Here is a 22,230-nt window from a genome sequence, read left to right as displayed (position 1 = left end):
TCCGGCGCGTTGTTGTCAAGTTCTGCTACTACGTCGATAGCGGACCTTCGCGTACGAAGAGTCGGATGTCTGCTAATGGCGCGTAGCTGACCAGTCGGCATGCTAACTCCTGACCCCTTTCGGACCTTCCTCCCTGCCTCTTCGGACGTCCGCTCTGAAGAGAAAAGCGGATCTGAAAGCGGCGGCCATGACATCAGCATGTCATGGCCCATTTTCCTCCCGTGCCATCGCCCTCGTCCAGATCCCGTCAGGTCTTTGTCTCCTTTGCAGCGGTCGCCGGCGCCGGCAAACGTACCTCGTCGCGGTACGACCGCACTCGGAGACGGTATGGATGCGTGCCGGCGCCTCCGTGAGCTTGCCGGCCAGGGCCGGGTTCGTTGCCTCCGCCCCTTACCCCTTCGTGTCGCGCTTCGGGTCGACGTTGCCGGGTGCGGCGCCTTCCGCCGGCGGAAGGTTATTCTTTACCAGGTACTTCACCCCGTGCTGGAAGGAGAGGTCGTTGTTGCCTCGGATGTCGACGCTGTAGGCCTTCTCGGGAGCGTCGCTCCGGAGGTCCTTCACGTAGACATTGATGTTGAGGATGAGGTTCGAGACCTTCTGGATCTCGCCGGTGATGGCGACGTCCGCGCCGAGCCTGCGGGCGTAGTCCTCGGCGCAGCCCCCGCACTTGCGCAGGTCGGCCCCCTTGGCGACCTCCTCCTTCACCGGGTCCGTCGAGACAAGCCTGTAGCGGCCGGAATCCTTGAGTTGGGCCCGCAACAGGTCGCTGATCGGGCCCAGCCTGGCCACGTCCTCGTCGGTGGGTCCCTGGGCGCCGAGGTTGGCCAACTGGAAGTCGAAGACCGCCGCCCTCGGCGGCTCGGCCTGCGCGGCGGTGGCACCGAGCAGCGCCGACAGCGGGACGGCGAGGCGTGCGAGAGCCCTCATGGGCGTTCCTTCCGTAGGGTTGCCTTGATCGCGCGAGACGCGATCTCGTGTTCGTGGACCAAGGCTATCGCCCCTCAGGGAAACTCGACACAGCGGATTGCCCGCCGATCCTTGGGCAAATCGCACGAGATGCCCCGCCCGCCTATGCGGGCCGCCCATCCCGCCCTTATGCTTCCGCTGACGGGAGGATGGGAATGGCCGAGGTCGGTGGGGGGACGGCGTCGCCCGCGAGGGGGCGACGCGAACTGAACCTCAAATGGGCCCTCGTCCGCCGGATCCTCACCGTCGGGCTGCTCTGCGTGGTTGGTGCGACCGCGGTCGTCATGAACAACGTCGCCGCCGGGGCCCGGCTGCGGAACGAGGAGGTCGCGGCGACGGTCGAGAAGCAGCTCCGGCTGCAGCTCTTCCGCATCGACACGGCGCTGGACCGCGCCGAACGCTTCCCCGACTGGCAGGCGGTCACCAGCCATCCACTGAGCTCGGGCCAGTGCGTTTCCCTGATCCAGGCCGACCCGCCGCGCACCAACTCGAACTGCGTCGGCGTCGACGAGCGCGGCACGGCGCCTTCTTGGTTCGTCCATGCCTACCGGCTGCTCTTCCTGAGCCAATCGAACATCGAACGGCCGCTCCTGCATCGCGGCGTCGATAGGGGGCGCATCGTGGTGACAACCGACCCCGACGCCGTCACCCGGCAGGCGTGGGGCGAGCTCTCCCGTCTGCTCGGGCTGCTGGCGGCCCTCGTCGCGGTGCTCTGCCTGCTCGTCTTCGTCGTCGTGGGGCATGCCCTGCGCCCGACGGGGCAGATCCTCGCCGGCATCAATCGCCTCGCCGACGGCGACCTGTCGAGCCGGTTGCCGCCCTTCGACCTGAGCGAACTCCAACGCATCTCGGAGGTGTTCAACGGGATGGCCGAGCGCCTGCAGACCACGACACGGGAGCGGGCCGAGCTTGCCCGGAGGCTCGTCGACGCGCAGGAGCGGGAGCGCGGCCACATCGCGCGCGAGTTGCACGACGACGTCGCCCAGCGCCTGACCGCGCTCACCTTCCTGGCCCGCTCGATCAAGGACGGCGTCGGCGCGACGAACCCGGGCGTCGCGGCCGAAAGCGCCGAACTGGCCGCGATGGCGGCCGGCACGATGAGGTCGCTGCGCGACGCCTTGGTCCATCTCCGCCCCCCGGAGATCGACGACCTCGGCCTCGCGGTAAGCCTGCAGGAACTGGTCGCCGAGCATAACCGCCGGCACGCGGGACGGATGGTCTTCGCCCTGCGCACGGACGGGGACCTCGACGCGCTGCCGGCCGAGACGGCGGCGCATGTCTACCGGATCGTTCAGGAAGGTCTCACCAACGCGGTTCGCCACGCCGAGGCCCGCAACGTCGAGGTCGCCCTTGCTACGGCCCCGACCGGCGAGGTCCACCTGACGGTCACCGACGACGGGCGCGGCGCGGCGCCGGAGGACCTGCGCCGGCTTGGGACGGGTTTCGGTCTGATCGGTATGCGCGAGCGCGTCTACGCCCTGAGTGGCCGGATGACGACTGAGGCCGGCCCCGCGAGCGGACTGCGATTGCGCATCAGCTTCCCGACTGAGCTTAAGACGAGGGCCGTGCCATGACGGGGAAGCGCATCCGGGTGCTGGTCGTCGACGACCACGCCGTCGTCCGGGAGGGCTACCGGCGCCTCCTTGAGAAACAGCCCGACATCGAGGTCGTCGCCGAGGCCGAGGACGCGGGCGCAGCCTACCTCCGGTTCCGGGAGACCGCGCCGGACGTCGTGATCATGGACATCAGCATGCCGGGCCGGGGCGGCATCGATGCCATACGCCAGATCCGGCAGTTGGATTCCGAGGCCCGCATCCTCGTCTTCAGCATGCACGCCACGGTCAGCTATGCCGTCCAGGCAATCCGTGCCGGCGCGCGCGGCTACATCACGAAGAGCAGCGCCTCGGACCTGATGGTCGAGGCGGTGCGGAACGTGTTCCGGAACAAGCTGACCCTCTGCGCAGAGATCTCGGAAGCCCTGGCGACCAGCCGCCTGGAGGACCAAGCGTCCGCCCTCGATCAGCTGTCGCCCCGGGAGTTCGAGGTGCTGCGCATGATCGTCGACGCGAGGTCGACCGAGGAGATCGCGGTCGCCTTCCACCTCACGCCCAAGACCGTCGCCAACTACCACTACGCCATCAAGTCCAAGCTCGGCGTCTCGTCAGACATCGACTTGGTGTACTTCTGCATGCGGCACGGCATGGTCACGCCCCTGGGAGCCCGATGAGATGATGCGCGGCGCTGGCCCCCGCGCCTCGGTGCGACGGCCTGCACCAAGTGCCCGTTATCCGGCGGCGTCGACCAGTTCGGTCGGAGTTGCCTCGGGCGGTTTGGGCAGGCTCGGGACCTCGCAGCCCGTGGCGCAGCAGCGCCCGGGTTGTTTGGAGACGCGCTGGCCCTGGTCGAGGACGCCGCGGTCGAGCAGGCTCTCGACGAGTGCGACCTTCTCCATGACCGGGTAGTTGCGCCAGATCTCCCGCTTCATCGCCTCGGGCGAGCCGCCCCCGTGCAGCGAGATCACCGAGTACCAGCCGGCCTGGTTCGACACGGTCAGGTCCTCGATGAAGCGCGCAACCTCCAGGCGCCGGTCGGCCGGGATGTCGGCGCGCCCGCCCAGCACCTCGGCCAGCGAGGCGGCCGTCTCCGGGTTGTGGTCCTCGTCGGGCCCCGGCAGCGCCACGATCAGGCCGCCCGAGACGGCGTGGGCGAGCTTGTGCATGTCGTAGATCTTGGTGGCGAGCAGGAGCTTGCCGATGTTCGAGAACACGGCGTCGGGCATGACGGAGCCCGCCGGATCCTTCGCGCAGTAGACCGAGGCGGCGACGCCGCAGGCGTAGAAGCCCTCCGTGATGGTGATGAGCTCGACCATCGCGTCGCGGATGTGCCCGTGGCGGTCGGGGTCGAGGCCGTTCGCCTCAATCATCAGGGCGCCGGCCCCGATCAGCAGGTCGCCGAAGCCCGCGCGCGCGCCGATGCAGGAATGGCGGTGGTGGGTGGCGTAGGCGGTGGTGAGAAGGCCGCCCTCCTCGGTCTCCCCGGCCAGGAAGACGCGGTCGTGGGGTACGAACACATCATCGAAGATCACCACCCCGGTCGACTGCCCGTACTTGGCCGAGAACTTGGCTGCCGCCTCGCCGGGGCGTCCGGCCGGTCGGGCCACGATGGTGACGCCGGGCGCGTCAACCGGCACGGCGCAGCAGACCGCGAAATCCGCATCCTCCGGCATGTGGGTGCGGCAGGGCATGACGAGGAACTCGTGCATGTAGGGGGCACCGGTCACGATGGCCTTGGTGCCGCGGATGACGATGCCGTCCGGTCGCCGCTCCGTGATGTGGACGTAGGCGTCCCGGTTGGCCTGCTGACCCGGACGCTTCGCGCGGTCGCCCTTGGCGTCCGTCATGGCGATGCCGAGGGTCAGGTCCCGGTCCTGCACGTCGTGCAGGTAGGCCAGGAAGCGCGGGCCGTAATCGGTGCCGCGAGCCGCGTCGGTCCTCCGGGTCGCCTGATAGAGGCCATTGAGGGCGTCATGGGCGAGGTAGCGCTGGGCGCAGCCCGAAACCTTGCAGACGAGGCGGACCGCTTCGAGCTTGGCGAGCAGGTCGGTCGACGTCTCGTCGATGTGCAGCATCCGGTTGACGGTCTTGCCCGAGGTGCCCTGGCGTGCGGTCATCAGCGCAGCGTGCTCGGACCGATGGGCGAAGTCGTAGGTCACGCCGACGCCGTTGATGCCGGGCGCGAGCAAGGGCTCGTCGGCCACGCTCTCGACCCGTCGGCCATTGACGAAGACCCGAGGTTTGTAGGCGCGCAGGGACTCTCGGTATGCGGCGGCGTCCATCAGCATGGCTTCCTCCTTCGCCTTATGTTTTAATTGTCGAACGGTGTTAGATTTTCTGTCAAGGCTCATTTGCAAGTGGAAGGTCCGACATGGCGGTGCGACGGGCGGAGCGACGGCAGGCGGTCAGCGAGCACAAGCGTGCGCTGATCCTGGAGGCGGCCCGCGAGGTGTTCGCGGCCGAGGGGCTCGAAGGTGCGAGCCTGCGCGCCATCGCGACGCGGGCCGGCTACACGCCTGCGGCGCTGTACTTCCACTTCGACTCGAAGGAGACGATCTACGCGGAGGTGCTGCGGGGCTCGCTCGCCGCGCTCGGTCGGCACGTCGACGAGGCGGTGCAGAAGGCGCGGGGCGCCGATAGTAGGCTGCGCGCCGCCGCGATGGCCTTCTTCCGTTTCTACGCGGAGCGACCGCGCGATCTCGACCTGGGCTTCTATCTCCTCCGCGGCGGCATGAGGCCGAAGGGGCTCGGCCGGGAGCGCGACGAGGCCCTCAACGCCAACCTTGAAGCGGCGCTGCGGCCCATCGCCGACGCGGCTCAGGCGCTCGGCGCCCCGCGATCGGAGGCGGAGCTTCTGATGGTCGACACATTCGCGCACGCTACGGGGGTGCTGCTCCTGCTTCACACCGGACGCATCCGGATGTTCGGCGCGTCAGCGTCCGAGCGCATGGAAACCTATGTCGACGACAGCATCGGCCGGCTGACCCGGGGAGGCCGGTGATGCTCACCCTTGACCGCGAGAGCTCAGCCCTCCTCGTCATCGACTTCCAGGGCCGGCTGATGCCGCATATCGCGGATGGCCCCGCCGCCGTCGCCAACGCTCGCCGCCTCCTCGACGCCGCGGCGCTGCTGAAGGTCCCCGTGCTGTTCACGGAGCAGAACCCGGCCGGGCTTGGGCCCACGGTGCCGGAACTCGGGCCGACGGGTCCGACCGCGCATAAGATGACCTTCGACGCCGTTCGCGAGCACGGCTTCCTGGATGCCCTGCCGGCCGAGAAGACTCTCGTGGTGGCCGGCTGCGAGGCGCATGTCTGCGTGCTGCAGACCGTGCTCGGGCTCCTGGCGCAGGGTCGGCGGGTCTTCGTCGTCCGCGACGCTCTCGGGGCGCGCCGGGCGGAGAGCAAGGAGACGGCGCTCCGCCGGATGGAGCGGCACGGGGCCGAGACCGTCACCACCGAGATGGTGGTGTTCGAGTGGCTCGCCACCTGCGAGCATCCCCGGTTCCGCGAGGCCGTCGCGCTGATCAAGTGACGGCCGCATTGGGGCTGAGGGCCGTTGGACTTCCGAGGTCCGGCCTTGAGGCCCAACCAGAAGCCTCGCTATCGTCGCAAGCGGTCGGATCGCACCCCGATCAAACGGGACTGTCGCACAGCTTCTTCCAGGGTTCAGGTCCTACATCTGGGACCAGCGGCCGGCCGCAAGCTTGGGCGTTCTGAGGTCATGCTATCACCGTCAGGTCCGACCACGGATCAACAGCAGACCAGCCGCTGCGCAAGAGTGAAAGTCTGCATGTGGCGCATAGCCGAACCGGCGGCATGCGAACACCTGACCCGTTCTGGACCTTCCATCCTTCGATCTGGATGGCAGGACGTCGACCTCGGCGGCTGGCTGCTGCGCCCCGGGCTTGGCCTTGCGCATCCTGATGCCGCGCAGCGTGTAGGGCGCCAAGTCGTTGATGCTGTCCACGGGCGCGACCTGCAGGTCGACGGGCGTGAGCTCGTCCCGGCCGACCGACTCTGTCACGACGGTGATCCTGAAAGCCATGCCCGGCAGGGTGCCTCAGACCCCTGCAACCGGCGAGCCGCGTCCGAGGGCGACTTTTTCGGGTGCCCTGGCTCTCCCCCCGTTACTCCTACGCGCGGCAACGTAGATCCACAGGCAGGCAACGCTTTTCCAATGACGTGACGCGTCGCGGTTTTGGCCCGGTTTTCCACAGCGCCCAGGACTTCGTTGACGCTACGCACAGCCTGCCGTTGCGGAGGCGGGGTGGAACTGAATCTATGGGGGCGAGACAGAGGGGAGACGGGTCATGGGCCATGCACGCGCAGCCACGGGCGAGATCGGCTTCGGCCTTGGCGCGGCCCTGCTGGCGGTCGACGGCGCCTTCCGGCAGGCCCGCGAGGCGCAGGCATGGGCCCGTGCCGACGCCGCGGCAGAGCAGGCCGTCCACGCCCTCGGCCAGCGCCTGCTCCGCTCCCAGGCGAGCGAGCGCGCCCTGATCGCCCGCATCGCCGAGCTTGAGGCCGAGGTCCAGGCCCAGCGCGCCCGTGCCTGCCGGGCCGAGGGGCAGCTTCTCGGGCTCCGGCGCCGGGCCGCGGCCTGACGGAGGACGCACGTCGGCCCCGCTGCGTCCTCGCGCGGCCGCACAGGGCAAGGGACGAGACAAAAGAGAGGGCCCGCCGGGAGGTTCCGGCGGGCCCGTTTACGTCCGGGGGATGTGAGGGGGGATCAGGCGACCCGGCGGCGATGCTGCCTCTCCACGTGCGCGAGGAGATCCCGCATCGCCGCGTCCCCGCGCTGGTCGCGGTAGGGCCAGACGTACGCCGGCTCCGCCTCCTCGGACGCGTCCTCCTCTAGCCGCGTCACAGATTCCTGCCCCGCCGCGTCCGCGCGGAGGGGCGGCAGGCCGGGCAGGTCGGCGCCGCCGCTGGCGAAGGCCTGGGCCTCGTACGGCATCGTCTTCGCCAGCACGGCGAGCTCGTCGCGCCCGAGGCTCGCGAGCCAGACCTGGACCTCGTCGCTCAGGCCGGACACGTCGATGGCCGGGCCGGCGCCAGTGAGGTGGCGGGCGTGCATGACGAGCGCGACGCCCGTGGGATGCAGCGCCCGGCTGCCTCCGACATGCGGCACGGCCTGGGCCGCGGCGGGGGCGGCCGCTGCGCTGGCGTCGAGGTAATCGGCGGCGGTGGCGGTCGCCGGTAGCACGGGATCCGGCCGGGCGACGGAGCGGAGGATCCACCGACCCGCCTCGAACACGAGGACGGGCACGAGGACGACCGCGCGGAGGGCGGAGGCGAGGACGGCGAGGAGGCGCATGACGGGATCCTTGTGGCTGTTGCCGTCCCGATGATCACGCCGCCGGCGAAAGGGACAACGCGGCCTGCCCCGGGGGGCGCGGCGAGAAGATCTGCAGGAGCAGCCGGTTCGGGAGCTGGCGCTGGTGCACGCGCAGCAAGCGGAGCGCGTGCGAGGTCTGCTCCACGGTGAGGCGGTCGAGCCCGGCCAGCACGTGCCCGTCGCATGTGGTCGACTTGGACCACCCGACCCCGTTCTGGAGCAAGGCCCAGTCGGCGTCGAACCCTGTGATGTGGCGGACCCCTGCCAACGCGGCCGCCTGGATCTCGGGATCCTCCGCCCGGCCCATCTCGGGCTTGTGGAGGGCGGCGGTCCGCTGCTCCGACCGGGCGACGTTCCGGGCCGCCTGATCGACGAGATCGAGGAGCCGGACCGCGTCGGCACGGTCGAGATCGGGCCGGGCGAGGAGCCCTTCCGCCTCGTCGATCAATACGGCCTTGCCCCAGCTCCACCGCCGGTCGCGAAGCGAGACCCTGGCGGCGACCCGCGCGGCTTCGATGTAGAGCCTGTCCCGCTCCGTACGCTCGGCCTCCTCGCGCGCCTGGCGCTCGCGGCGCTCCTCCTCCAGGCGCGCGGCCTCGACCTGCGCCTGGGCGGCGCGCTCGGGCAGCGAATCGATCAGGCTCTGCAGCGCGTCCCGGTCGAGGTCCCGCCGCTCCCAGAACAGGACGCTCCCCCTCTCCCACGCGTAGCCCGCCTCGGAGAGTTCATCCGTCGCGAGGCTCCAGGCCCTCTCGAATGCACGCGTCGGGGCGGCCGCTCTGGAGAGCTGGCGCTCGCCTCGGCGCGTGACGACGATCCGCGGCGGCCCCCACCGCAGGCCGAAATGCTCGGGCGGCCCCTCGAAGGCCGGCTCCACCGCGACCTCGTCCTCGATCCCATCAGGCATAACGATCTCCACAACTCGGCTGAACTGCTGCCAGTATAATCCCGCACGCGGCGCCGACAACACCCGTATTTACCTCACGATTTCCTCAACATGGTGCGGTAATAAGCGTTGTTGAAATGGCGCCTACCTGTTTGATGCAGCAATATGCACCCAGAAGGACTGATTGCCATGAACAGTGTTCAGAAAAACATTTAACCTTAGGGGGCCTGACCCCCTGGAAATCTTCGAGCCTCCGATCCATCATCTCATCAGCCGAGTTGCGGAGAAGAAGAGCAGTGGTCGTGGAGCTCACACAGGCGGAGGTGATCGAGCGCCTCAAGAGCAGGGTCGCGGAGCGCGTCTCGCAGCAGGCCGTCGCCGTGGAGGCCGGCGTCTCGCCACAGCACCTGAATGACGTCCTGCACGGCAAGCGGGACATCGGGCCGGCGATGCTGGCTCTGCTGGGGGTCCAGAGGGACGTGCGGTTCGTCGCTGCGGAGGCGCTGTCGTGAACCGGGATCCGGGCGGCCGTCCGCCCTGCCGCATCCCGAGAGCACGCTGCGAGCGCTACATCGCGGAGGGGCTGACGCTTGCCCAGATGGCCGCGCGCGAAGGCTGGTCGGTCTCGACCGTGCAGAAGCACTTGCTCGCCCTCGGGCTGCGCATGCCGTCTCGCGCCCGAGTGCGGGTCGAGGACCTCCTCTCGATCATGGCCGGTGACGAGACTGTCCGTGACGTCTGCGAGCGCCTCGGCGTCACCCGCGCCGCCGTCCATCAGCGGGCCCACCGCCACGGCCTGGACCTCGGCGTTCGCCGCGGTCGCCCCTGCACCCGCCAGCTTACCTTCTTCTTCCGCGAGGCCGCATGAGCGCGACGCATCCCCTCCTCGAAGGCCTCGACGCCCTCACCGGCGCTCCGCTCCGGGACCGCCTCGTCAAGGCGCGCGAGCTCGCGCTGGCGGCGGCCGCCGGCGACACGGCGCACCCGGTCTACGTCACCCTGATCGAGCAGCAGGCCCTCGTCGTCGCGGCGATGCGCGCAGCCGTCGGAGCGGTGGTCGCCGCGCTGCCGGAGACGGCCGCTCCCGCCCCGGTGCAGCCCGCCGCGGCTCCCGCGCCCCACCCGGCGCCGATGCCCCCGGTGCCCACCCCGCGGCCGGCGGCCGCCGCGCCCGCGCCGAGCCGGCTGAGTGCCCTGAAGCGAAAGCCCGTCGAGGACGGCCCGCCCGAGCAGCCCGAGCCGGCGAAGGCCGCCTGGCAGTCACCCCCGCCGCCCAAGCCCCAGCTAGGCTGGTCCACGATCCAGATACCGGATGACGGGGCGCCGCGCCGGCGGATCGAGCCCGGGACCAAGCTGCCGCACAAGTTGGACACGCCCCCGCCGCTGCTCGATCCGGGGGACGCGGACATCCCGTGGTGACCCCGCCGCGCAGGGCGCGGCCTCCCCGGACACAACCGCTCGCGGCCAGGCCACGGCCGTAACCCCATCTCAGGATCTGCCGTGAAGACCGAAGCCCCCCAGATCGACCCCCGAGCCCTCGCCGTCCGCGACTGTGTGGAGGCGAGCCGCCTTTCGTACCGCGCCGCCCGTGTCCTCGGGCACGAGGCGGTCTCCGAGCTCCTCTCGTCCCTCGATCCGCCCGCCTACGATGAGGAGGACGAACGCGCCCAGACGGACGAGGAAGCGGCCGCCGCTCACCTCGCCGGCCTGGAGGAGCTCGCCCGCGAGGCGGCGCCGGACGCGGACGGGCCCGACGACATCGAGGAGATGGAGGACGGCACGATCCGGGTCACGTCCACCGGCTTCGCCGAGATCGCCGGAATGACCTACGGCACCGCTTGCTGGTGGTTCCGCACGACCGGCCTCAAGGGGCAGGTGGACCTCGAAATGATCGAGCAGGTGCTGGCTGGCCAGGAGGCGAGGTGGCGGCGCCACGCCGGCACCGAGGCGACAGAGCTCGCGCGCATCCTGAAGGGCGTCCGCCGTTACCTAGCCGAGTATGCTGGCAAGCGCGCTGCGGAGGCCGCGGCCCGCTATGGCCTGATGAAGGCCCTGGCGAAGGCCAGGGTGACGCTCGCCGCGGACGAGATCTCCGCCCTCGTGTCGCAGGTCGTCGATACCCGGGGGAACGCCTGATGCGCGCCTTCCTGCAGACGACCGCCGGGACCGTGGGCGCGAGCATGGTCACCGCCGCCGCCCTCACCCTGATCGCCGCCGTCGTCGCCGAATACGGCGGCGTCCTCCTCTGGGCGGGCGCCGTCATGGCCGCGGTCGGGCTGGCCTGGTGGGCCGTGTTCTTCCTCGTGCTCGTCGTCGGCCACGCCGCCGGCGTCCTCGAAGCCGACCGCCCGGAGGCCGCCTGCGGAGACCCCTGAGAAGCCGGACCTCACGCCGACGGAGGCGGCCGCCGTCCGCAAGGGGGCATGCCAGGCCGTCCAGGAAATCGGAGCTCGCGGACGTCGGGACGCTCGCGCCCGTGGGGGCCGAGCTCCGCGAGTTGGCGAGGAAAATCGACACCATGCACCAGGAGGATCCCGCCCATGGCTAGGCCGACATCCCTCACGGCGCGCGCCCGCGAGGCGATCCTCGACGCGTGGGCCGCCGGCCGGACCGCGGTGCAGATCGCGGTCACCCTGGGCCTGCCGGCGTGGCAGGTCCGGAACGCCGTCTCGCTCGCCCGGCGCCGGGGCGCCCCCCGCGCCGCGCTCCGGAACGCGGGCGCGGCGTGGGGGTCGGAGCCCGTCGTCTACTCCTCGTCGCGCGCGTACCTCGACGCCTCCCTGGCGAGGATCCGCCGGCGGACGCAGGAATGGCAGCAGTCCGAGATGGGGCGGCGCATGGCGGCCGTCGCGGTGCCGCCGGCGGAGGCTCCCGATGCGTGACGCTTCCCCGGCGGTCTCGCCCGACCTCCTTCCCAACCTCACTGGCCTCAATGGTACCGACGCAGCCGCCGAGCTCCCGGCGCTGCGGGCGGGCGAGCCGTGGCTCGACACGTCCATCGCCGGCCTGCAGTTCTACGACTACGGCCTGACGGACGAGCTCACGGGCGAGCCCCTGATCCCGGTCGCCGGCGACCACCTCCACCTCGTGCGCGAGCCGGCGAACCCGTACGATCTGAACGCCGTGGAGGTGTGGCGGCGGAACGGGATCCGCCTCGGGCACCTGCCGCGATTCGTGGCGGCCGAGGTGGCGGGTCCGCTCGACGCCGGCGTCGCGCTGCGGACCTACGTCGCGAACGGGGGCGACGGCGAGGCCTGGTCCGCCAGGGAGCTGCTCGTCGGGCCCGCGGCGGCCGCCCTGCACGGCAAGCACATCGACCGCGTGCGGCGGGAGGCGTTCGCCGCCTGGGAGGACGAGGAGCGCGCTCGCCGTGTCCGCCAGGACCGGCCGTCCCGGGAGCGCGGCCGGGCGTTCGCCAGCGAGCAGGCCGGGCGGCGGCAGGCGCGGCTGCTGCAGGCTGTCAACGCGTTCGCCCGGCTGCCCCTGGAGATCGAGCCGCCTGAGGTCGGCGCGGTCCGCGAGGTCTACGCCATCCAGGAGGCCCTCGGGTGCTCGCGGTCGACCGCGTTCCGGCTCGCCCGGGCCGCCGGCGTCGAACCGAAGCTCCACTATCGGGGTTGGTACTGCGACGGCGCCACGGTCACGGTGACGTCCGAGCTCGTGGAGGCCATGAAGGCATGGGCGGCCGCGCCGCGGACCCGGCTCACCCGTTACACCCTTCGGTCCGCACGGTGAACGCGGTAAACGGGACGTGAAAGGCGCGACCGGCATTTGACGCGATTCGCGCCGGGTCGATTCATGCGGCCCTGATACGCCTGTCCTCCTGGAAGAGGAGGACAGGATGGCGCGGATTTCATTTGCACCGGCGCGGGCGACGTCTGTCGAGATCGCCGGCCAGAGGGTCAAGATCCCGGTCTGGGGGGATCCGCGGTGCCATGAGAACTGGATCAATCACCCTCTGTACAAGCCCATTCTCAGGCATATGGACAGTGAACGGGATCACACGCACGGCTGGGAGGTCATCCTGATAGGCTCCGGCACCGACAAGCCGTGGCTGATCTCCAAGTGGCCGTTGGGGCCTAGAGTGCGGGGGATCGGCCCCCACATCCTCGGCCCGCACCGGCCGTGGATGCTCGTCGCGCCCCCGGGGCACGATACCCGGCTCTACGTCTACCCATCGCTGCAGGAGGCCGTGAACGTCATCCTCAACCCGCCCGAGGAGCGGGCCCGCGGGCGCCTCGGGCGGTTCGCCGAGTATGGCGATGACGCGCCTGCGATGGAGGGGATCTAGCCACGGTCCTCGATGCCCTGGAGTTCCTCGGGCCACGTGTTCGCGAGCGCCATGGCGTCGAGGATCTCGGTCAGCGTCACCGGCCGGAAGTCCCAGACGTCTACGCCGACGTCGCAGGACCGCCGGGTGCCGGGGAGGCTGCCGTGCGTGTGCCCGAACAGATGGATCGCCCCATGGTAGATCCTGTTCCAGGCCCGCATTGGGTAGTGGCAGAGGGTGACGTCGTACCGATGGCCGCCGGCGTCGACGGCAATACGGCGCAGGTCCGCCGGCTTCGAGGACCACGGCAGGCGGATGGTCCGCTTGGCATCGTGGTTGCCGATGATCAGGTGCTTGCGACCGCGCAGGCGCCGGAACGCGCGCTCCAGGGCGGCGGCATCGAGGCCGAGGGCGAAATCGCCAAGGACGTAGACGTCGTCGCTGGCGCGCCGGACGGTCGCGTTCCAGCGGGAGATGATCGCCTCGTCATGCTCCTCGATGGAGGCGAACGGGCGGGGCCTGGCGACGGCGCTCGTCAGCAGTGTCGCGTGGCCCAGGTGCAAGTCGGCGCAGAAGAAGGTGGTCACGGGCAGCCTCTAATCGGGAGGCTGCGCGCGCGGCGTCACGCCTCCGTAGGGACGGGGATGAGCGGGAGCGGCGCGGGTTTTCGCATCGGGACCTCGGACAGGAATCGCCACCGTGGCACGGCCGGGTTACTGAACCCCTGGCCGGGGGCCTAGCGTTATCGGATCCGGGGCAAATTCTTCACGAGCTATGCAGGGCGGCCGCCTCCGCCTCGTAGGCGGCGAGGATCGCTGCGACCCAGGCGGACATCCCCTCCGCCTTGAGGTCGAGGCGCTGCGAGTGGATGTAGTGGCGCAAGGTGATGGCCTGCGCGAGCTCGCGCTCCTGCCCGGGATCCCCCTTCACCGACGGCGGCCGGTGCGCGAGGATGGCCGACGCCGCCCCGCCGAGCCGCTCCATGTCGAGATAGGCGGCGAGCGTCCGGCGCACGTCATGGGGCGTCCACGGGCGGATGTCGTGCTGGGCGAACAAGTCGCCGGCCGGGCGCCCCGTCCGTCCCCCGCCCTTGGTCGCCTTCTCCTTCCCCTGCATCCGATCGAACCACTGCGTCATGCCGACGGGCGTCACGCTCTTGCCCGGCAGGCGGCTCGGGAACAGGTGGGGGCTCGTCGGGTCGGTCCGGTGACGCCGAATGGCGGCCAGCGCCTCGGGCGGGACCGGCACCGCGTGGGGGCGGCCGCCCTTCATCTCGGCCGCGGTCCACGACCAGATCTCCCAGCCCGGCCGCTCCGGCCACGGCCTCACGGTCTTCCGGAGCGTGCCCGTCAGGGCGCCGGCCCGCTGCCCGGTCAGGACGACGGCCCACAGCGCCGCGAGCATGCCGGGCGCCGTCTCCTTGCCGGTGGCGCCAAGCGCCTTGTGCCGCTCCGCCAGGGCGAGCGTGCGGCCGAGCTCCTCCAGGGTCGGCGTCCGGTCCCGGGGCGTGGAGGCCCACTCGACTTCAAGCTCGTCCTGCCACCAGGGATGGCCCCGCAGGCCGGTGAGGTGGCCGTGGAACCGCTTGCCCCAGGAGAGGCACGCCTTCACCGCTTCGACCGTGTCGGCCGCGGCGCTCAGGGTCCGCGCCTTCGCCACGCGGTCGCGCACGGCCAGCATGTCCCGCTGTGCCAGCGAGGCGACGAGCCGGTGCCGCAGCGGGCCCTCCGCCGCCCGGAGCAAGTGGCGCTCGAACTGCGCCGACCAGCGGGGCTTGAGGGTCGGGAGCTTCGCCGCGAGGAACTGGTCGATGAGGTCGCCCCACTGCCAGGGCCCGTCCCGGAGCCGGTCCTCGTCGGACTGGACCTCGACCTCGACTGGATAGGCCGCGTCGAGGGCGTCCTCCATGGACATGCCCCGGGCCTGCGCCGCCTCGAACACCCGCGCGTCCACGCTCGGGTCCCGGCCCTCCTTCAGGGCGAGGCGGGCCCGGTCGGCGGCCACGCGCGCGGCGTCGACGGCCAGCGCCTCGATGTCCCCGAGGCGGACCGTGCCGGCGCGGTGCTTGAGGAGCCAGGTCCCGGACCGGCGCGTCACCCGCAGCACGAGGCCCTGGCATTCGGTGTCGGCGAGGTCGAGGCCGCGGCCCTGCAGAGCGTCACCGGCGATCAGGCGCCGGGCCTTCGCCACGTGCTGCTGGGTGAGGCGGGTCCGCTCGCGCGCCGCGTAGGAGCCCCTGGAATTCGCCGTCGCCATTCGATCGTCAGCCCGGATACCACGGGGATACCACGCCCGGCTTTGGGGGGCGGCGCAACGGTGCGGGCTACCGAGAGGCGGGAAAAGGCTATATCGATCAAGGCCAGGGTTAACGATAGACAGATCAGCCGGCGCGGCGCGAAGTAGACTTATCAGCTTCCCAAGCTGAATGTCGTCGGTTCGATCCCGATCGCCCGCTCCAATCCCCTCAAGCACTTAGCCGGGGACCGTGGTACGCCAGAAACCGAGCGTACCACCAGCGTACCACCATCAGACCAGATGCACGGGCCTTGCGGCGCGCCGATTCGAGGGCGATCTTCCCCGGCATGCGGGATGGCAAACCCCTCGTCACGCACCCGCGAAGAGGGACCGGAGGCCGCTCCGGGTAGTGGGTCAGTTTGAAATCCGCCTCGCTTGACCCGGCCTTGGTCCCGGCGGGTGCCCGTGGCATGGTCGGGGAATGATACTGGAAGCCGAAGCAAAACAGGGCGAAGCCTGGACGCCAGTCAGCCCGGCTGAAGCCACGTCGCTGAGCGGAGTACCCCTCCGCTGCCCAGCCTGCCACGGGGCTGTTGCGCCCTGGACTGGCGTCGGCGGCAAACCGCACTTTGGGCATCTCGTTGCGCATACGGGCTGCAAGCTCGCCTACAATTTCGCCGGCACCCAAACCCGTCACCCGGACGCGCTGCTATGACCACTCCCAGGCGTCCCCGCGATCCCAACCAGCTCGCCAAGTTCATCGTGGATGCAGTGACGGGCGATGAACAATCGACTCGACAACCTGAGAATGCTGTTCCAGTCTCTCCCGCAACCGAGTTCGCACGAAGCGGCGGCTTGAAGGGAGGAAGAGCGCGGGCTGAGAGTCTATCGCCCGAAGAACGCTCGCGTATCGCTCGTCAGGCCGCCGCCGCAAGGTGGCGCAAAGATGACAGCTGAAATTGCGGTTTTAAATAAGTCTGCTGTCGCGTTGGCTGCGGATAGCGCCGTAACAATTGGCAGAGGTGCGTCGGCAAAAATCTACAATAGCGTCAGCAAGATATTTGAACTACATGAGTCTGCTCCAGTAGGAATAATGATTTACGGCAGGCTTGATTTTATGGGCCTACCCCTCGAGACAATCATTAAAGAATACCGACGACAGTTGAGTACAGACACTTTTCCCAAGATAGTCGATTATAAAGATGACTTTATAAAATACCTGTCCGGGAAAGTGCCGGTAGACAAGCCTGATAAAGATCAAATCGTGCTCATGATTACTGCTGATATCATTGAGGAGCTCACCCAAAAAATCGATGAAAAAATTTATCAGGAGATAGACCGCCAAGGTAAGTACCTGAAGAGCAAAAATAATATTATAGCTCAGGGGGTGATAAAAGAAAAAACAGATGAACTTGGTGTCTTGAAAAGATTGCCCTACGCCTCCAAGGCGTATATCGGAATGATTGAGGCTGATTACGGCCCTTCGATAAATCGAGCTGTGTCGCTATTTTTTAATCGAATAGTTCCAAGTCAGAAAACAAGGGAAGCTCTTCATAAGTTAGTGGTTATGGCTTTATCGTGTGAGCACCTTTCATCTTACAGCAGTGGCGTCGTTATTGCGGGGTTTGGCGACGACGAAAGGTGCCCGTCCTTAGAACGATTTGAAATGGAAGGAATAATCGGCAACAATTTGAAGTACGTAGAAGGGGCATCGGTTGATGTAGGTCGCCGCGGTCCCCACGCTGAGGCTCTTGGATTTGCTCAAAGTGATATGATCGACCGCTTCATGCACGGCATTGATCCGGAGCTCTACGAGTTTAGCCAGGAAATCATAAAACAATCAATTGAGCAGATTTCTGAGGAACTTATTGCAGCATTCACAGGTAGCACTTCAACGGGCACTGGCCTCCCGGCGGCCGTTGTGTCAATTATAGAAAAAATCAAGGCCGACCAGCTGAAGGAGCTCGAAGCGTACAAGCAAAAAGAGTACACCAAGCCTATCTTCGATATGATTAGGCACATGCCAAAACAAGAGCTTGCCAATATGGCCCGTGCACTCATTGAGCTTACCTCGCTTAAGCGCAAGGTTTCTAGGGAGCAAGAGTCAGTTGGTGGTGATGTTGATGTTGCCGTTATATCAAAGTCAGAGGGGTTTGTTTGGGTAAAGAGGAAGCACTATTTCCCGCCGGAGCTAAACTCTCGGTTCTTTGCGCGGAGATATAAACAAGCGGAGAATTAGTAATGACGGCAAAGCTTCTCAAAACGGGCACTAAGGATGAGAATGCTGTGGAAATTCCGCGTGATCTGCAGACATTTCTTGACAAGCCGTCCGTCTCTGCGTCGCTTGACGCTGAGCTTGCAACAAAAAGCGTCATGGATCGTCATCGCAACGAGCTGCGAAGCGCGGTAAGGAAATTGACCCATTCTGCTTGACAGACAAGCATAAGGGTCATATTGAAGGAGGGCCATGAACAAGCTCTCCTCGGCCGACCGTGCGCGCGTCCTGCACCTCCTCTGTGAGGGCATGTCGATCCGCGCGGTGGTGCGGACGACGGACATCAGCAAGAACACGATTGCGAAGCTGCTCGTGGACGCTGGCAAAGCGTGCGCCGCCTACCACGACGAGCACGTTCGGGGCGTTCAAGCGAAGCGGGTGCAGGTCGATGAGATTTGGGCCTTCACCCACTGCAAGCAGAAGAACGTAGCGACCGCCAAGGCGTCGCCGGACGATGCTGGCGACGTGTGGACGTGGACGGCCATTGATGCCGACACCAAGCTCGTGCTGGCCTACCTCGTCGGCGGCCGGGACGCCGAGTACGCTAACGCGTTCATGCTCGACGTGGCGGATCGGCTGAAAGGCCGGGTGCAGCTCACGTCCGATGGGCACAAGCCGTACCTCGAAGCCGTTGAGGGCGCGTTCGGCGCGGACATCGATTTCGCCGTCCTACAGAAGACCTATGGCACGGCTCCTGAGGCCAAACAGGGCCGCTACAGCCCGCCGATCTGCACGGGCGCCATCAAGCGTCAGATCGAAGGCCAGCCCGATCCTGAGCACGTCTCCACGTCCTACGTGGAGCGCCAGAACCTCACGATGCGGATGCACATGCGCCGCTTCACCCGGCTCACGAACGCATTTTCTAAGAAGGTGGAGAACCACGCCTACGCCGTGGCGCTGCACTTCATGTATTACAACTTTGTCCGAGTCCACGCGAAGCTGCGGGTAAGCCCTGCGATGGCGGCGGGCATCACCGACCGGCTTTGGGAAATCAGCGATATTGTGGCGCTGGTCGAGGCAAGAGATGCGGGGCCAGCGAAGCGTGGCTCCTATAAGAAATCTGTTAGACATCCGGTTTAGTCGTTGGGAAAAGATTGCGCATTTCGTCGAAGCTTTTCACATTAAATGCCGTAATCCGAGTTTTGTGAAACAAGCGCTGAATAGGGAGCATTCTTCTTAGAGTATTATAGTCCGCTCCATTTTGCTCAAGATAGTTTCTTGTCTTTATATGACCGCTTAGAGCGTCAAGGAACAAACTTACCGCCTTTGGCGGCAGCTTTTCATTCAGTGGAAAATACATCTGCTTCCACATATTGACGAACACAAGCCCGCCCTTTTGCACTGTGCCTTCCAGCAGTGGGCTGACTGTGACGATGGCATGCTCTGACTCATCGGTATCTACCCAAAAATTACGAATACTTTGCACCTGATTGTCATCAATCATCAGGCCATTTGGGCCTGTCATAACATCCAGTAACGGCTTTACTACGTTATCTATGTCAGCGGATCTGTCGGTTTCGTAGCGATTTTGTTCATGGAGAAACAATTCGATAGTAATCTCAACATCGTCCGAAAATAAAAATGGTATTTTATTGAGTTCTTCAGAGGTTGATTTAAGTAAGCCCTCCCGCCGCTGCTTCTTGCCTTGTTTTGAAAGTGGGGCATCGTTCAATCGGAAGCTGATGCTCCGTTTGTTGGCGTGGATTATGCCCATAGGTAGCTCCGCATCAATCGCGCCATGCTACCGCATGCCTCGTGGGAGACAAAAATTCAAACTGACCAACTACCCCGCTCCGGCACACCTCGACAACGCCATGCGTGCTATCCCGGGCGCCATGGAGATCACCCGCATCCCCGCCGAGGACCTCGCCGCTCGCCAAGCGGACCTGCTCGCGCCCGACGCGAGCGTCTGGGCCGGCACCGGGTGGCGCCCCATCATCGACGAGGCGCTGGCGGCGCTGGCCGGGCATCCCGTCGTCGTCACCGCCGTGCGGGACCACGGGGCCGGCCTGCGGCTCGGCGTGCGCCCCCGGGAGGCGTGGACGGACGAGGCCTACGCCGTCGCCGGGCGCGTCGTCGACAGCGCCCGCGACCGCAGCCGGGAGACGTGCGAGGCCTGCGGCGCGCCCGGCCGGCCGCGCATCCCCGGGCCCGGCGTCCGGTGCGACGCGCACGCGACGGAGCGCTAGCGCCAGACCCTGGCCGTGCTATCCCGGGCGCCATGGAGATCACACTACAGTACGTGGACCCGGAGCTCTGGCCCCGCCCCGAGGGATGGACCGCCGTCGGGCTCGTCGGCCACCTCGCACTCGCCTACGACCCCGAGCGTCAGCCGTTCCTCGTCGGCGAGGGCGAGCCGATCCCGCTCGAACGCGACGTCGTCAACCACGCCCTGGTCGCCGCGGTGGATCGCGCCGGGATGAAAGTCTGGCCGGGCGGCTGGACGCATGCGCTGCCGGCCGCCTTCGGGCTCAACAAGCGCACGACGCAACGCGACCGCATCGAGCGCCAAGGGCTCCACCCGGCGGTCCTACTGGCCCTCGGCCAAGCCGCCACCCACTCCGACGCGGACGGCATCGGCGGGCTCCTCGTCGCCATCGCGTCCTACGCCGACCGGTACGGCGACGGCTATGGCGATCTAGGAGTAGCCCTAGACCGCGCGGAGGACGCCGCGGGCAAAGCCGCCGACATCCTGCGCAGCGTCCGCAGGCCCAGGAGCTTGCGCAACCGCGATGGATTCGGATGACGATCCTTCAGGCGGTAATGTCCCGTTAACAGGTAGGCGTTATCAGGGGTGCTCGTCCCGGCTCGGTATTTTGCCGTCACTGGGGCCATCGGAGTGTCCCGGAATGAAGAAGCCCCCCAGGGCGGCTTTCGCGCCGACGCGCGAGCTCTACGCCTGCACCGCATCCCTCATCAACGACAGTATCGCCCAAGACGGCGCCGCATGGGTCCGCCACGCGCGCGCCATCGGACCGAAGCTCGACTTTGCCGGCGACACGCCGACGGACCGCGTCGTCGACGAGTTCCTCGCCGGCGTCGCGCGGACGTTCGCCGACTGCTTGGCCGCCGGTGAAACGCCGGAGGCCAAGGCGTTCCTTGGCCGGCGCCTCGTCGACCATCTCCACCTCGGCGAGCAGGTCCTCGCCGACGAGGACGGATTCGACCGCCCCGGCCTGCCGGAAATCCTCGGGCGCCTCGCCTTCTACGCTCTCGCGCTCGGCATGCGGCAGGCGCGCCAGTACGCGCACGACCGCGCCATCGAGCTCGCGCGGATGTCGCCGCCGGGCGACGCGATGCACTACGTGGCGCACGGCTTGAGCCTGCTGACGCCGCTGCACCCCTGCTTCCTGGCCTCCGAACTCTCGCCGCGCGGGCTATGCCTCGCCATGAGCCACGCCCTCGCGCTCGGGCTGGAGCACCTGCCCGGGATCATGCCGGCCGCGGCGGCCGCGCCCCTCGACGTCGAGGAGGAGAACGAGGACTGCCAGGGCATCGTCCGCTGGCGTCAGGGCCCCCCGCCGCGGCCGCGTCCCAAGGCCGAGCCGTTCGCCAAGGCCGCGGAGCCTGTCGAACCCGGCGCGGTCATCTTCCCAGCGGAGATGATCGAGCGGCACAAGCCCGACCACAGGCGGGACATCAAGGCTGCCCTCGGGCCGGCCCTGGGGGCGCACCTGCGCCACGTCCCGGTCCCGCGGGATTGGGCGGCCTGGGCGCGGGAGCGGCAGGAGGGGTTCCCTTGGGCAGGGGAGGCCATCGAGGCCTTCCGCGAACTCCAGGGCAACCGGGAGCACTTCGGCGGCGCCGTCCTCGGGCTGGTCGGCACGACCGGCTGCGGGAAGTCGACCCTTGCGGCGGAGCTCGTCACGAGCAGCGGCCTGCACCTCGTCCGCTACAACGCAGACGCTGCGAGTGAGAACTCCTTCCTGGGCACCCCCGCAAGGTGGGTCTCGGGCCACCTGGGCATCCCCGAGGATGCCCTGGCGAAGGCCATGGCGACGTCGGCCGGCGTTATGGTTGACGAATTGGAAAAGGCCTCGGGTTCGCGCAACTCCAACGGGGGGCGTCTCCACGATGGGTTGCATGGCGTTTGGGAGGATTCGACCGCACGTGCCTGGCACTCGCAGTTCCTCCTTCACCCCATCGACGTCAGCCGGCTCGTCTACGTCTGCACGCTGAACGACGACACGCTGCCCGCGACCCTTCGCGACCGCATGCGTCTGGTTCGGGTCCCGGAGCCCGGTCCGGAGCACCTCGGCGTCCTGGCGCCCCGGCTGGCCCGGGCGGTCTGCCGGGATACCGGGCAGGACGAGCGTTTCGGCGACCTCGACGGCGACGAGCTCTCGGCCCTGGCCGACGCCTGGCGGGGGGGCTCGATCCGCCGCCTGCGCCGCCTCGTCGAGATCTGTCTCCGGAGCCGCGAGAGCGGCCCCGCGGCGATGCCCCGCCACTGAGGCGGTTCGCCGTGACGCTCCTCCAGCCACCCAGCCACGCGGGCCAGCTCCGCGTCAGCAGCGTGCTGCTCGCCTCGGCGCTCTCCCGCGCCGGCGACGACGCCCTTCTCGCCGACGGCGTCCGCGTCGTCGCCGACATGGCGGCCCGCGTGGCCGCCGGCGAGCTCGACGCCGAGGCGGCCGCCGCCGACGCGGGCCGCCTCGCCCGCTCCCTCACCCGTTCGGGATCGCGCCGCGACCCCGCCTGACGACCT

28 protein-coding genes and 1 tRNA gene are annotated in these 22,230 nt (G+C 68.0%); 21 read left to right on the top strand and 8 right to left on the bottom strand.

Annotation, left to right across the window (positions count from 1 at the left end; all coding sequences use genetic code 11):
• Nucleotides 1-390 precede the first annotated feature (390 nt).
• Entirely contained in the window at nucleotides 391-927 is a 537-nt protein-coding gene (locus HNR51_RS20590) for a DUF3280 domain-containing protein (protein WP_182556164.1), read from the bottom strand.
• A 194-nt stretch (nucleotides 928-1,121) separates the two neighbouring features.
• Here HNR51_RS20590 and HNR51_RS20585 point away from each other — a divergent pair, with 194 nt between their 5' ends.
• Both HNR51_RS20585 and HNR51_RS20580 read left to right on the top strand, forming a co-directional pair.
• Complete coding sequence (locus HNR51_RS20585; protein WP_182556163.1) at nucleotides 1,122-2,540, top strand: HAMP domain-containing sensor histidine kinase; 1,419 nt, start codon at nucleotides 1,122-1,124, stop codon at nucleotides 2,538-2,540.
• Complete coding sequence (locus HNR51_RS20580) at nucleotides 2,537-3,193, top strand: response regulator (RefSeq protein ID WP_182556162.1); 657 nt, start codon at nucleotides 2,537-2,539, stop codon at nucleotides 3,191-3,193. Before HNR51_RS20585 ends, HNR51_RS20580 begins: the two co-directional genes overlap by 4 nt.
• Nucleotides 3,194-3,250: 57 nt before the next feature.
• On the opposite strand, the gene HNR51_RS20575 is transcribed toward HNR51_RS20580, so the two are convergent.
• Complete coding sequence (locus HNR51_RS20575; RefSeq protein WP_239681439.1) at nucleotides 3,251-4,801, bottom strand: 4-hydroxyphenylacetate 3-hydroxylase family protein; 1,551 nt, start codon at nucleotides 4,799-4,801, stop codon at nucleotides 3,251-3,253.
• Nucleotides 4,802-4,890: 89 nt separating this feature from the next.
• Between HNR51_RS20575 and HNR51_RS20570 the strand changes: the two genes are divergently transcribed.
• Nucleotides 4,891-5,520, top strand: coding sequence for a TetR/AcrR family transcriptional regulator (locus HNR51_RS20570; RefSeq protein WP_182556160.1), 630 nt, complete (start codon nucleotides 4,891-4,893; stop codon nucleotides 5,518-5,520).
• Complete coding sequence (locus HNR51_RS20565; RefSeq protein ID WP_182556159.1) at nucleotides 5,520-6,050, top strand: isochorismatase family protein; 531 nt, start codon at nucleotides 5,520-5,522, stop codon at nucleotides 6,048-6,050. Before HNR51_RS20570 ends, HNR51_RS20565 begins: the two co-directional genes overlap by 1 nt.
• A 201-nt stretch (nucleotides 6,051-6,251) precedes the next feature.
• Here the strand turns inward: HNR51_RS20565 and HNR51_RS20560 are convergent, their stop codons facing one another.
• Nucleotides 6,252-6,542 (bottom strand): hypothetical protein, encoded by a 291-nt coding sequence (locus HNR51_RS20560; protein WP_182556158.1) that lies wholly within the window; start codon nucleotides 6,540-6,542, stop codon nucleotides 6,252-6,254.
• A gap of 286 nt (nucleotides 6,543-6,828) precedes the next feature.
• Here HNR51_RS20560 and HNR51_RS20555 point away from each other — a divergent pair, with 286 nt between their 5' ends.
• Nucleotides 6,829-7,122, top strand: a complete 294-nt coding sequence (locus HNR51_RS20555; RefSeq protein WP_182556157.1) for a hypothetical protein — start codon at nucleotides 6,829-6,831, stop codon at nucleotides 7,120-7,122.
• Between the two features lie 125 nt (nucleotides 7,123-7,247).
• Here the strand turns inward: HNR51_RS20555 and HNR51_RS20550 are convergent, their stop codons facing one another.
• Both HNR51_RS20550 and HNR51_RS20545 read right to left on the bottom strand, forming a co-directional pair.
• Nucleotides 7,248-7,835 carry a hypothetical protein gene (locus tag HNR51_RS20550; RefSeq protein ID WP_182556156.1) on the bottom strand — a complete coding sequence of 196 codons (588 nt, stop codon included), beginning with the start codon at nucleotides 7,833-7,835 and terminating at the stop codon, nucleotides 7,248-7,250.
• Between the two features lie 34 nt (nucleotides 7,836-7,869).
• Entirely contained in the window at nucleotides 7,870-8,763 is an 894-nt protein-coding gene (locus HNR51_RS20545) for a hypothetical protein (protein WP_182556155.1), read from the bottom strand.
• 281 nt (nucleotides 8,764-9,044) lie between these two features.
• Here HNR51_RS20545 and HNR51_RS20540 point away from each other — a divergent pair, with 281 nt between their 5' ends.
• From HNR51_RS20540 to HNR51_RS20505, 8 genes are all read left to right on the top strand, one after another.
• Nucleotides 9,045-9,254 (top strand): helix-turn-helix domain-containing protein, encoded by a 210-nt coding sequence (locus tag HNR51_RS20540; RefSeq protein ID WP_182556154.1) that lies wholly within the window; start codon nucleotides 9,045-9,047, stop codon nucleotides 9,252-9,254.
• A complete protein-coding gene (locus HNR51_RS20535) occupies nucleotides 9,251-9,610 on the top strand; it encodes a hypothetical protein (protein WP_182556153.1) in 360 nt (119 codons plus the stop codon). Before HNR51_RS20540 ends, HNR51_RS20535 begins: the two co-directional genes overlap by 4 nt.
• A complete protein-coding gene (locus tag HNR51_RS26565; RefSeq protein WP_210280157.1) occupies nucleotides 9,607-10,161 on the top strand; it encodes a hypothetical protein in 555 nt (184 codons plus the stop codon). The genes HNR51_RS20535 and HNR51_RS26565 overlap by 4 nt, the downstream gene beginning before the upstream one ends.
• Before the next feature lie 81 nt (nucleotides 10,162-10,242).
• The gene (locus HNR51_RS20525) at nucleotides 10,243-10,878 is read left to right on the top strand and encodes a hypothetical protein (protein WP_182556152.1); all 636 of its coding nucleotides are present in this window, start codon (nucleotides 10,243-10,245) and stop codon (nucleotides 10,876-10,878) included.
• On the top strand, nucleotides 10,878-11,117 hold the full coding sequence (locus HNR51_RS20520; protein ID WP_182556151.1) for a hypothetical protein: 240 nt from the start codon (nucleotides 10,878-10,880) through the stop codon (nucleotides 11,115-11,117). Before HNR51_RS20525 ends, HNR51_RS20520 begins: the two co-directional genes overlap by 1 nt.
• Before the next feature lie 165 nt (nucleotides 11,118-11,282).
• Nucleotides 11,283-11,624 (top strand): hypothetical protein, encoded by a 342-nt coding sequence (locus tag HNR51_RS20515; RefSeq protein WP_182556150.1) that lies wholly within the window; start codon nucleotides 11,283-11,285, stop codon nucleotides 11,622-11,624.
• Entirely contained in the window at nucleotides 11,617-12,477 is an 861-nt protein-coding gene (locus HNR51_RS20510) for an HIRAN domain-containing protein (RefSeq protein ID WP_182556149.1), read from the top strand. The genes HNR51_RS20515 and HNR51_RS20510 overlap by 8 nt, the downstream gene beginning before the upstream one ends.
• A gap of 247 nt (nucleotides 12,478-12,724) precedes the next feature.
• Nucleotides 12,725-13,033, top strand: a complete 309-nt coding sequence (locus tag HNR51_RS20505; RefSeq protein WP_182556148.1) for a hypothetical protein — start codon at nucleotides 12,725-12,727, stop codon at nucleotides 13,031-13,033.
• On the opposite strand, the gene HNR51_RS20500 is transcribed toward HNR51_RS20505, so the two are convergent.
• Together HNR51_RS20500 and HNR51_RS20495 are read right to left on the bottom strand one after the other, a co-directional pair.
• A complete protein-coding gene (locus HNR51_RS20500; RefSeq protein ID WP_239681437.1) occupies nucleotides 13,030-13,599 on the bottom strand; it encodes a metallophosphoesterase in 570 nt (189 codons plus the stop codon). The genes HNR51_RS20505 and HNR51_RS20500 overlap by 4 nt on opposite strands.
• 178 nt (nucleotides 13,600-13,777) lie before the next feature.
• A complete protein-coding gene (locus HNR51_RS20495; RefSeq protein WP_182556147.1) occupies nucleotides 13,778-15,268 on the bottom strand; it encodes an integrase arm-type DNA-binding domain-containing protein in 1,491 nt (496 codons plus the stop codon).
• A gap of 131 nt (nucleotides 15,269-15,399) precedes the next feature.
• Here HNR51_RS20495 and HNR51_RS20490 point away from each other — a divergent pair.
• The 4 genes from HNR51_RS20490 to HNR51_RS20480 all read left to right on the top strand — a co-directional run bounded on the left by HNR51_RS20490 (nucleotide 15,400) and on the right by HNR51_RS20480 (nucleotide 18,602).
• Nucleotides 15,400-15,470 (top strand) — tRNA-Gly (locus HNR51_RS20490).
• Nucleotides 15,471-15,728: 258 nt separating this feature from the next.
• Nucleotides 15,729-15,962 (top strand): hypothetical protein, encoded by a 234-nt coding sequence (locus tag HNR51_RS27045; RefSeq protein WP_488168550.1) that lies wholly within the window; start codon nucleotides 15,729-15,731, stop codon nucleotides 15,960-15,962.
• A 231-nt stretch (nucleotides 15,963-16,193) separates the two neighbouring features.
• The gene (locus HNR51_RS20485) at nucleotides 16,194-17,486 is read left to right on the top strand and encodes a hypothetical protein (RefSeq protein WP_162940504.1); all 1,293 of its coding nucleotides are present in this window, start codon (nucleotides 16,194-16,196) and stop codon (nucleotides 17,484-17,486) included.
• A 228-nt stretch (nucleotides 17,487-17,714) separates the two neighbouring features.
• On the top strand, nucleotides 17,715-18,602 hold the full coding sequence (locus tag HNR51_RS20480; RefSeq protein ID WP_108939651.1) for a DDE-type integrase/transposase/recombinase: 888 nt from the start codon (nucleotides 17,715-17,717) through the stop codon (nucleotides 18,600-18,602).
• Here the strand turns inward: HNR51_RS20480 and HNR51_RS20475 are convergent.
• Complete coding sequence (locus HNR51_RS20475; protein WP_182556146.1) at nucleotides 18,586-19,194, bottom strand: RusA family crossover junction endodeoxyribonuclease; 609 nt, start codon at nucleotides 19,192-19,194, stop codon at nucleotides 18,586-18,588. The two genes, HNR51_RS20480 and HNR51_RS20475, sit on opposite strands and share 17 nt — an antisense overlap.
• 142 nt (nucleotides 19,195-19,336) lie before the next feature.
• Here HNR51_RS20475 and HNR51_RS20470 point away from each other — a divergent pair, with 142 nt between their 5' ends.
• The 4 genes from HNR51_RS20470 to HNR51_RS20455 all read left to right on the top strand — a co-directional run bounded on the left by HNR51_RS20470 (nucleotide 19,337) and on the right by HNR51_RS20455 (nucleotide 22,224).
• Nucleotides 19,337-19,711, top strand: coding sequence for a hypothetical protein (locus HNR51_RS20470; protein ID WP_162940503.1), 375 nt, complete (start codon nucleotides 19,337-19,339; stop codon nucleotides 19,709-19,711).
• Between the two features lie 53 nt (nucleotides 19,712-19,764).
• Entirely contained in the window at nucleotides 19,765-20,268 is a 504-nt protein-coding gene (locus tag HNR51_RS20465) for a hypothetical protein (protein ID WP_108939648.1), read from the top strand.
• Nucleotides 20,269-20,371: 103 nt separating this feature from the next.
• Nucleotides 20,372-21,976, top strand: coding sequence for an AAA family ATPase (locus HNR51_RS20460; protein ID WP_108939647.1), 1,605 nt, complete (start codon nucleotides 20,372-20,374; stop codon nucleotides 21,974-21,976).
• Between the two features lie 11 nt (nucleotides 21,977-21,987).
• Nucleotides 21,988-22,224: a hypothetical protein gene (locus HNR51_RS20455; RefSeq protein ID WP_108939646.1), complete on the top strand. Its 237-nt coding sequence runs from the start codon at nucleotides 21,988-21,990 to the stop codon at nucleotides 22,222-22,224.
• Nucleotides 22,225-22,230: the final 6 nt, after the last annotated feature.

It is taken from the genome of Methylorubrum thiocyanatum (genome assembly GCA_014138645.1).
Taxonomy (GTDB): domain Bacteria; phylum Pseudomonadota; class Alphaproteobacteria; order Rhizobiales; family Beijerinckiaceae; genus Methylobacterium; species Methylobacterium thiocyanatum.
This window is presented reverse-complemented; position numbering and strand designations above follow the sequence as displayed.

Bases quoted from the DNA above. Each gene is read 5' to 3' on its own strand.
- HNR51_RS20590 (WP_182556164.1), bottom strand. From the start codon at position 927: ATGAGGGCTCTCGCACGCCTCGCCGTCCCGCTGTCGGCGCTGCTCGGT.
- HNR51_RS20585 (WP_182556163.1), top strand. From the start codon at position 1,122: ATGGCCGAGGTCGGTGGGGGGACGGCGTCGCCCGCGAGGGGGCGACGC.
- HNR51_RS20580 (WP_182556162.1), top strand. From the start codon at position 2,537: ATGACGGGGAAGCGCATCCGGGTGCTGGTCGTCGACGACCACGCCGTC.
- HNR51_RS20575 (WP_239681439.1), bottom strand. From the start codon at position 4,801: ATGGACGCCGCCGCATACCGAGAGTCCCTGCGCGCCTACAAACCTCGG.
- HNR51_RS20570 (WP_182556160.1), top strand. From the start codon at position 4,891: ATGGCGGTGCGACGGGCGGAGCGACGGCAGGCGGTCAGCGAGCACAAG.
- HNR51_RS20565 (WP_182556159.1), top strand. From the start codon at position 5,520: ATGCTCACCCTTGACCGCGAGAGCTCAGCCCTCCTCGTCATCGACTTC.
- HNR51_RS20555 (WP_182556157.1), top strand. From the start codon at position 6,829: ATGGGCCATGCACGCGCAGCCACGGGCGAGATCGGCTTCGGCCTTGGC.
- HNR51_RS20550 (WP_182556156.1), bottom strand. From the start codon at position 7,835: ATGCGCCTCCTCGCCGTCCTCGCCTCCGCCCTCCGCGCGGTCGTCCTC.
- HNR51_RS20545 (WP_182556155.1), bottom strand. From the start codon at position 8,763: ATGCCTGATGGGATCGAGGACGAGGTCGCGGTGGAGCCGGCCTTCGAG.
- HNR51_RS26565 (WP_210280157.1), top strand. From the start codon at position 9,607: ATGAGCGCGACGCATCCCCTCCTCGAAGGCCTCGACGCCCTCACCGGC.
- HNR51_RS20520 (WP_182556151.1), top strand. From the start codon at position 10,878: ATGCGCGCCTTCCTGCAGACGACCGCCGGGACCGTGGGCGCGAGCATG.
- HNR51_RS20515 (WP_182556150.1), top strand. From the start codon at position 11,283: ATGGCTAGGCCGACATCCCTCACGGCGCGCGCCCGCGAGGCGATCCTC.
- HNR51_RS20510 (WP_182556149.1), top strand. From the start codon at position 11,617: ATGCGTGACGCTTCCCCGGCGGTCTCGCCCGACCTCCTTCCCAACCTC.
- HNR51_RS20505 (WP_182556148.1), top strand. From the start codon at position 12,725: ATGGACAGTGAACGGGATCACACGCACGGCTGGGAGGTCATCCTGATA.
- HNR51_RS20495 (WP_182556147.1), bottom strand. From the start codon at position 15,268: ATGGCGACGGCGAATTCCAGGGGCTCCTACGCGGCGCGCGAGCGGACC.
- HNR51_RS27045 (WP_488168550.1), top strand. From the start codon at position 15,729: ATGATACTGGAAGCCGAAGCAAAACAGGGCGAAGCCTGGACGCCAGTC.
- HNR51_RS20485 (WP_162940504.1), top strand. From the start codon at position 16,194: ATGACAGCTGAAATTGCGGTTTTAAATAAGTCTGCTGTCGCGTTGGCT.
- HNR51_RS20480 (WP_108939651.1), top strand. From the start codon at position 17,715: ATGAACAAGCTCTCCTCGGCCGACCGTGCGCGCGTCCTGCACCTCCTC.
- HNR51_RS20470 (WP_162940503.1), top strand. From the start codon at position 19,337: ATGCGTGCTATCCCGGGCGCCATGGAGATCACCCGCATCCCCGCCGAG.
- HNR51_RS20460 (WP_108939647.1), top strand. From the start codon at position 20,372: ATGAAGAAGCCCCCCAGGGCGGCTTTCGCGCCGACGCGCGAGCTCTAC.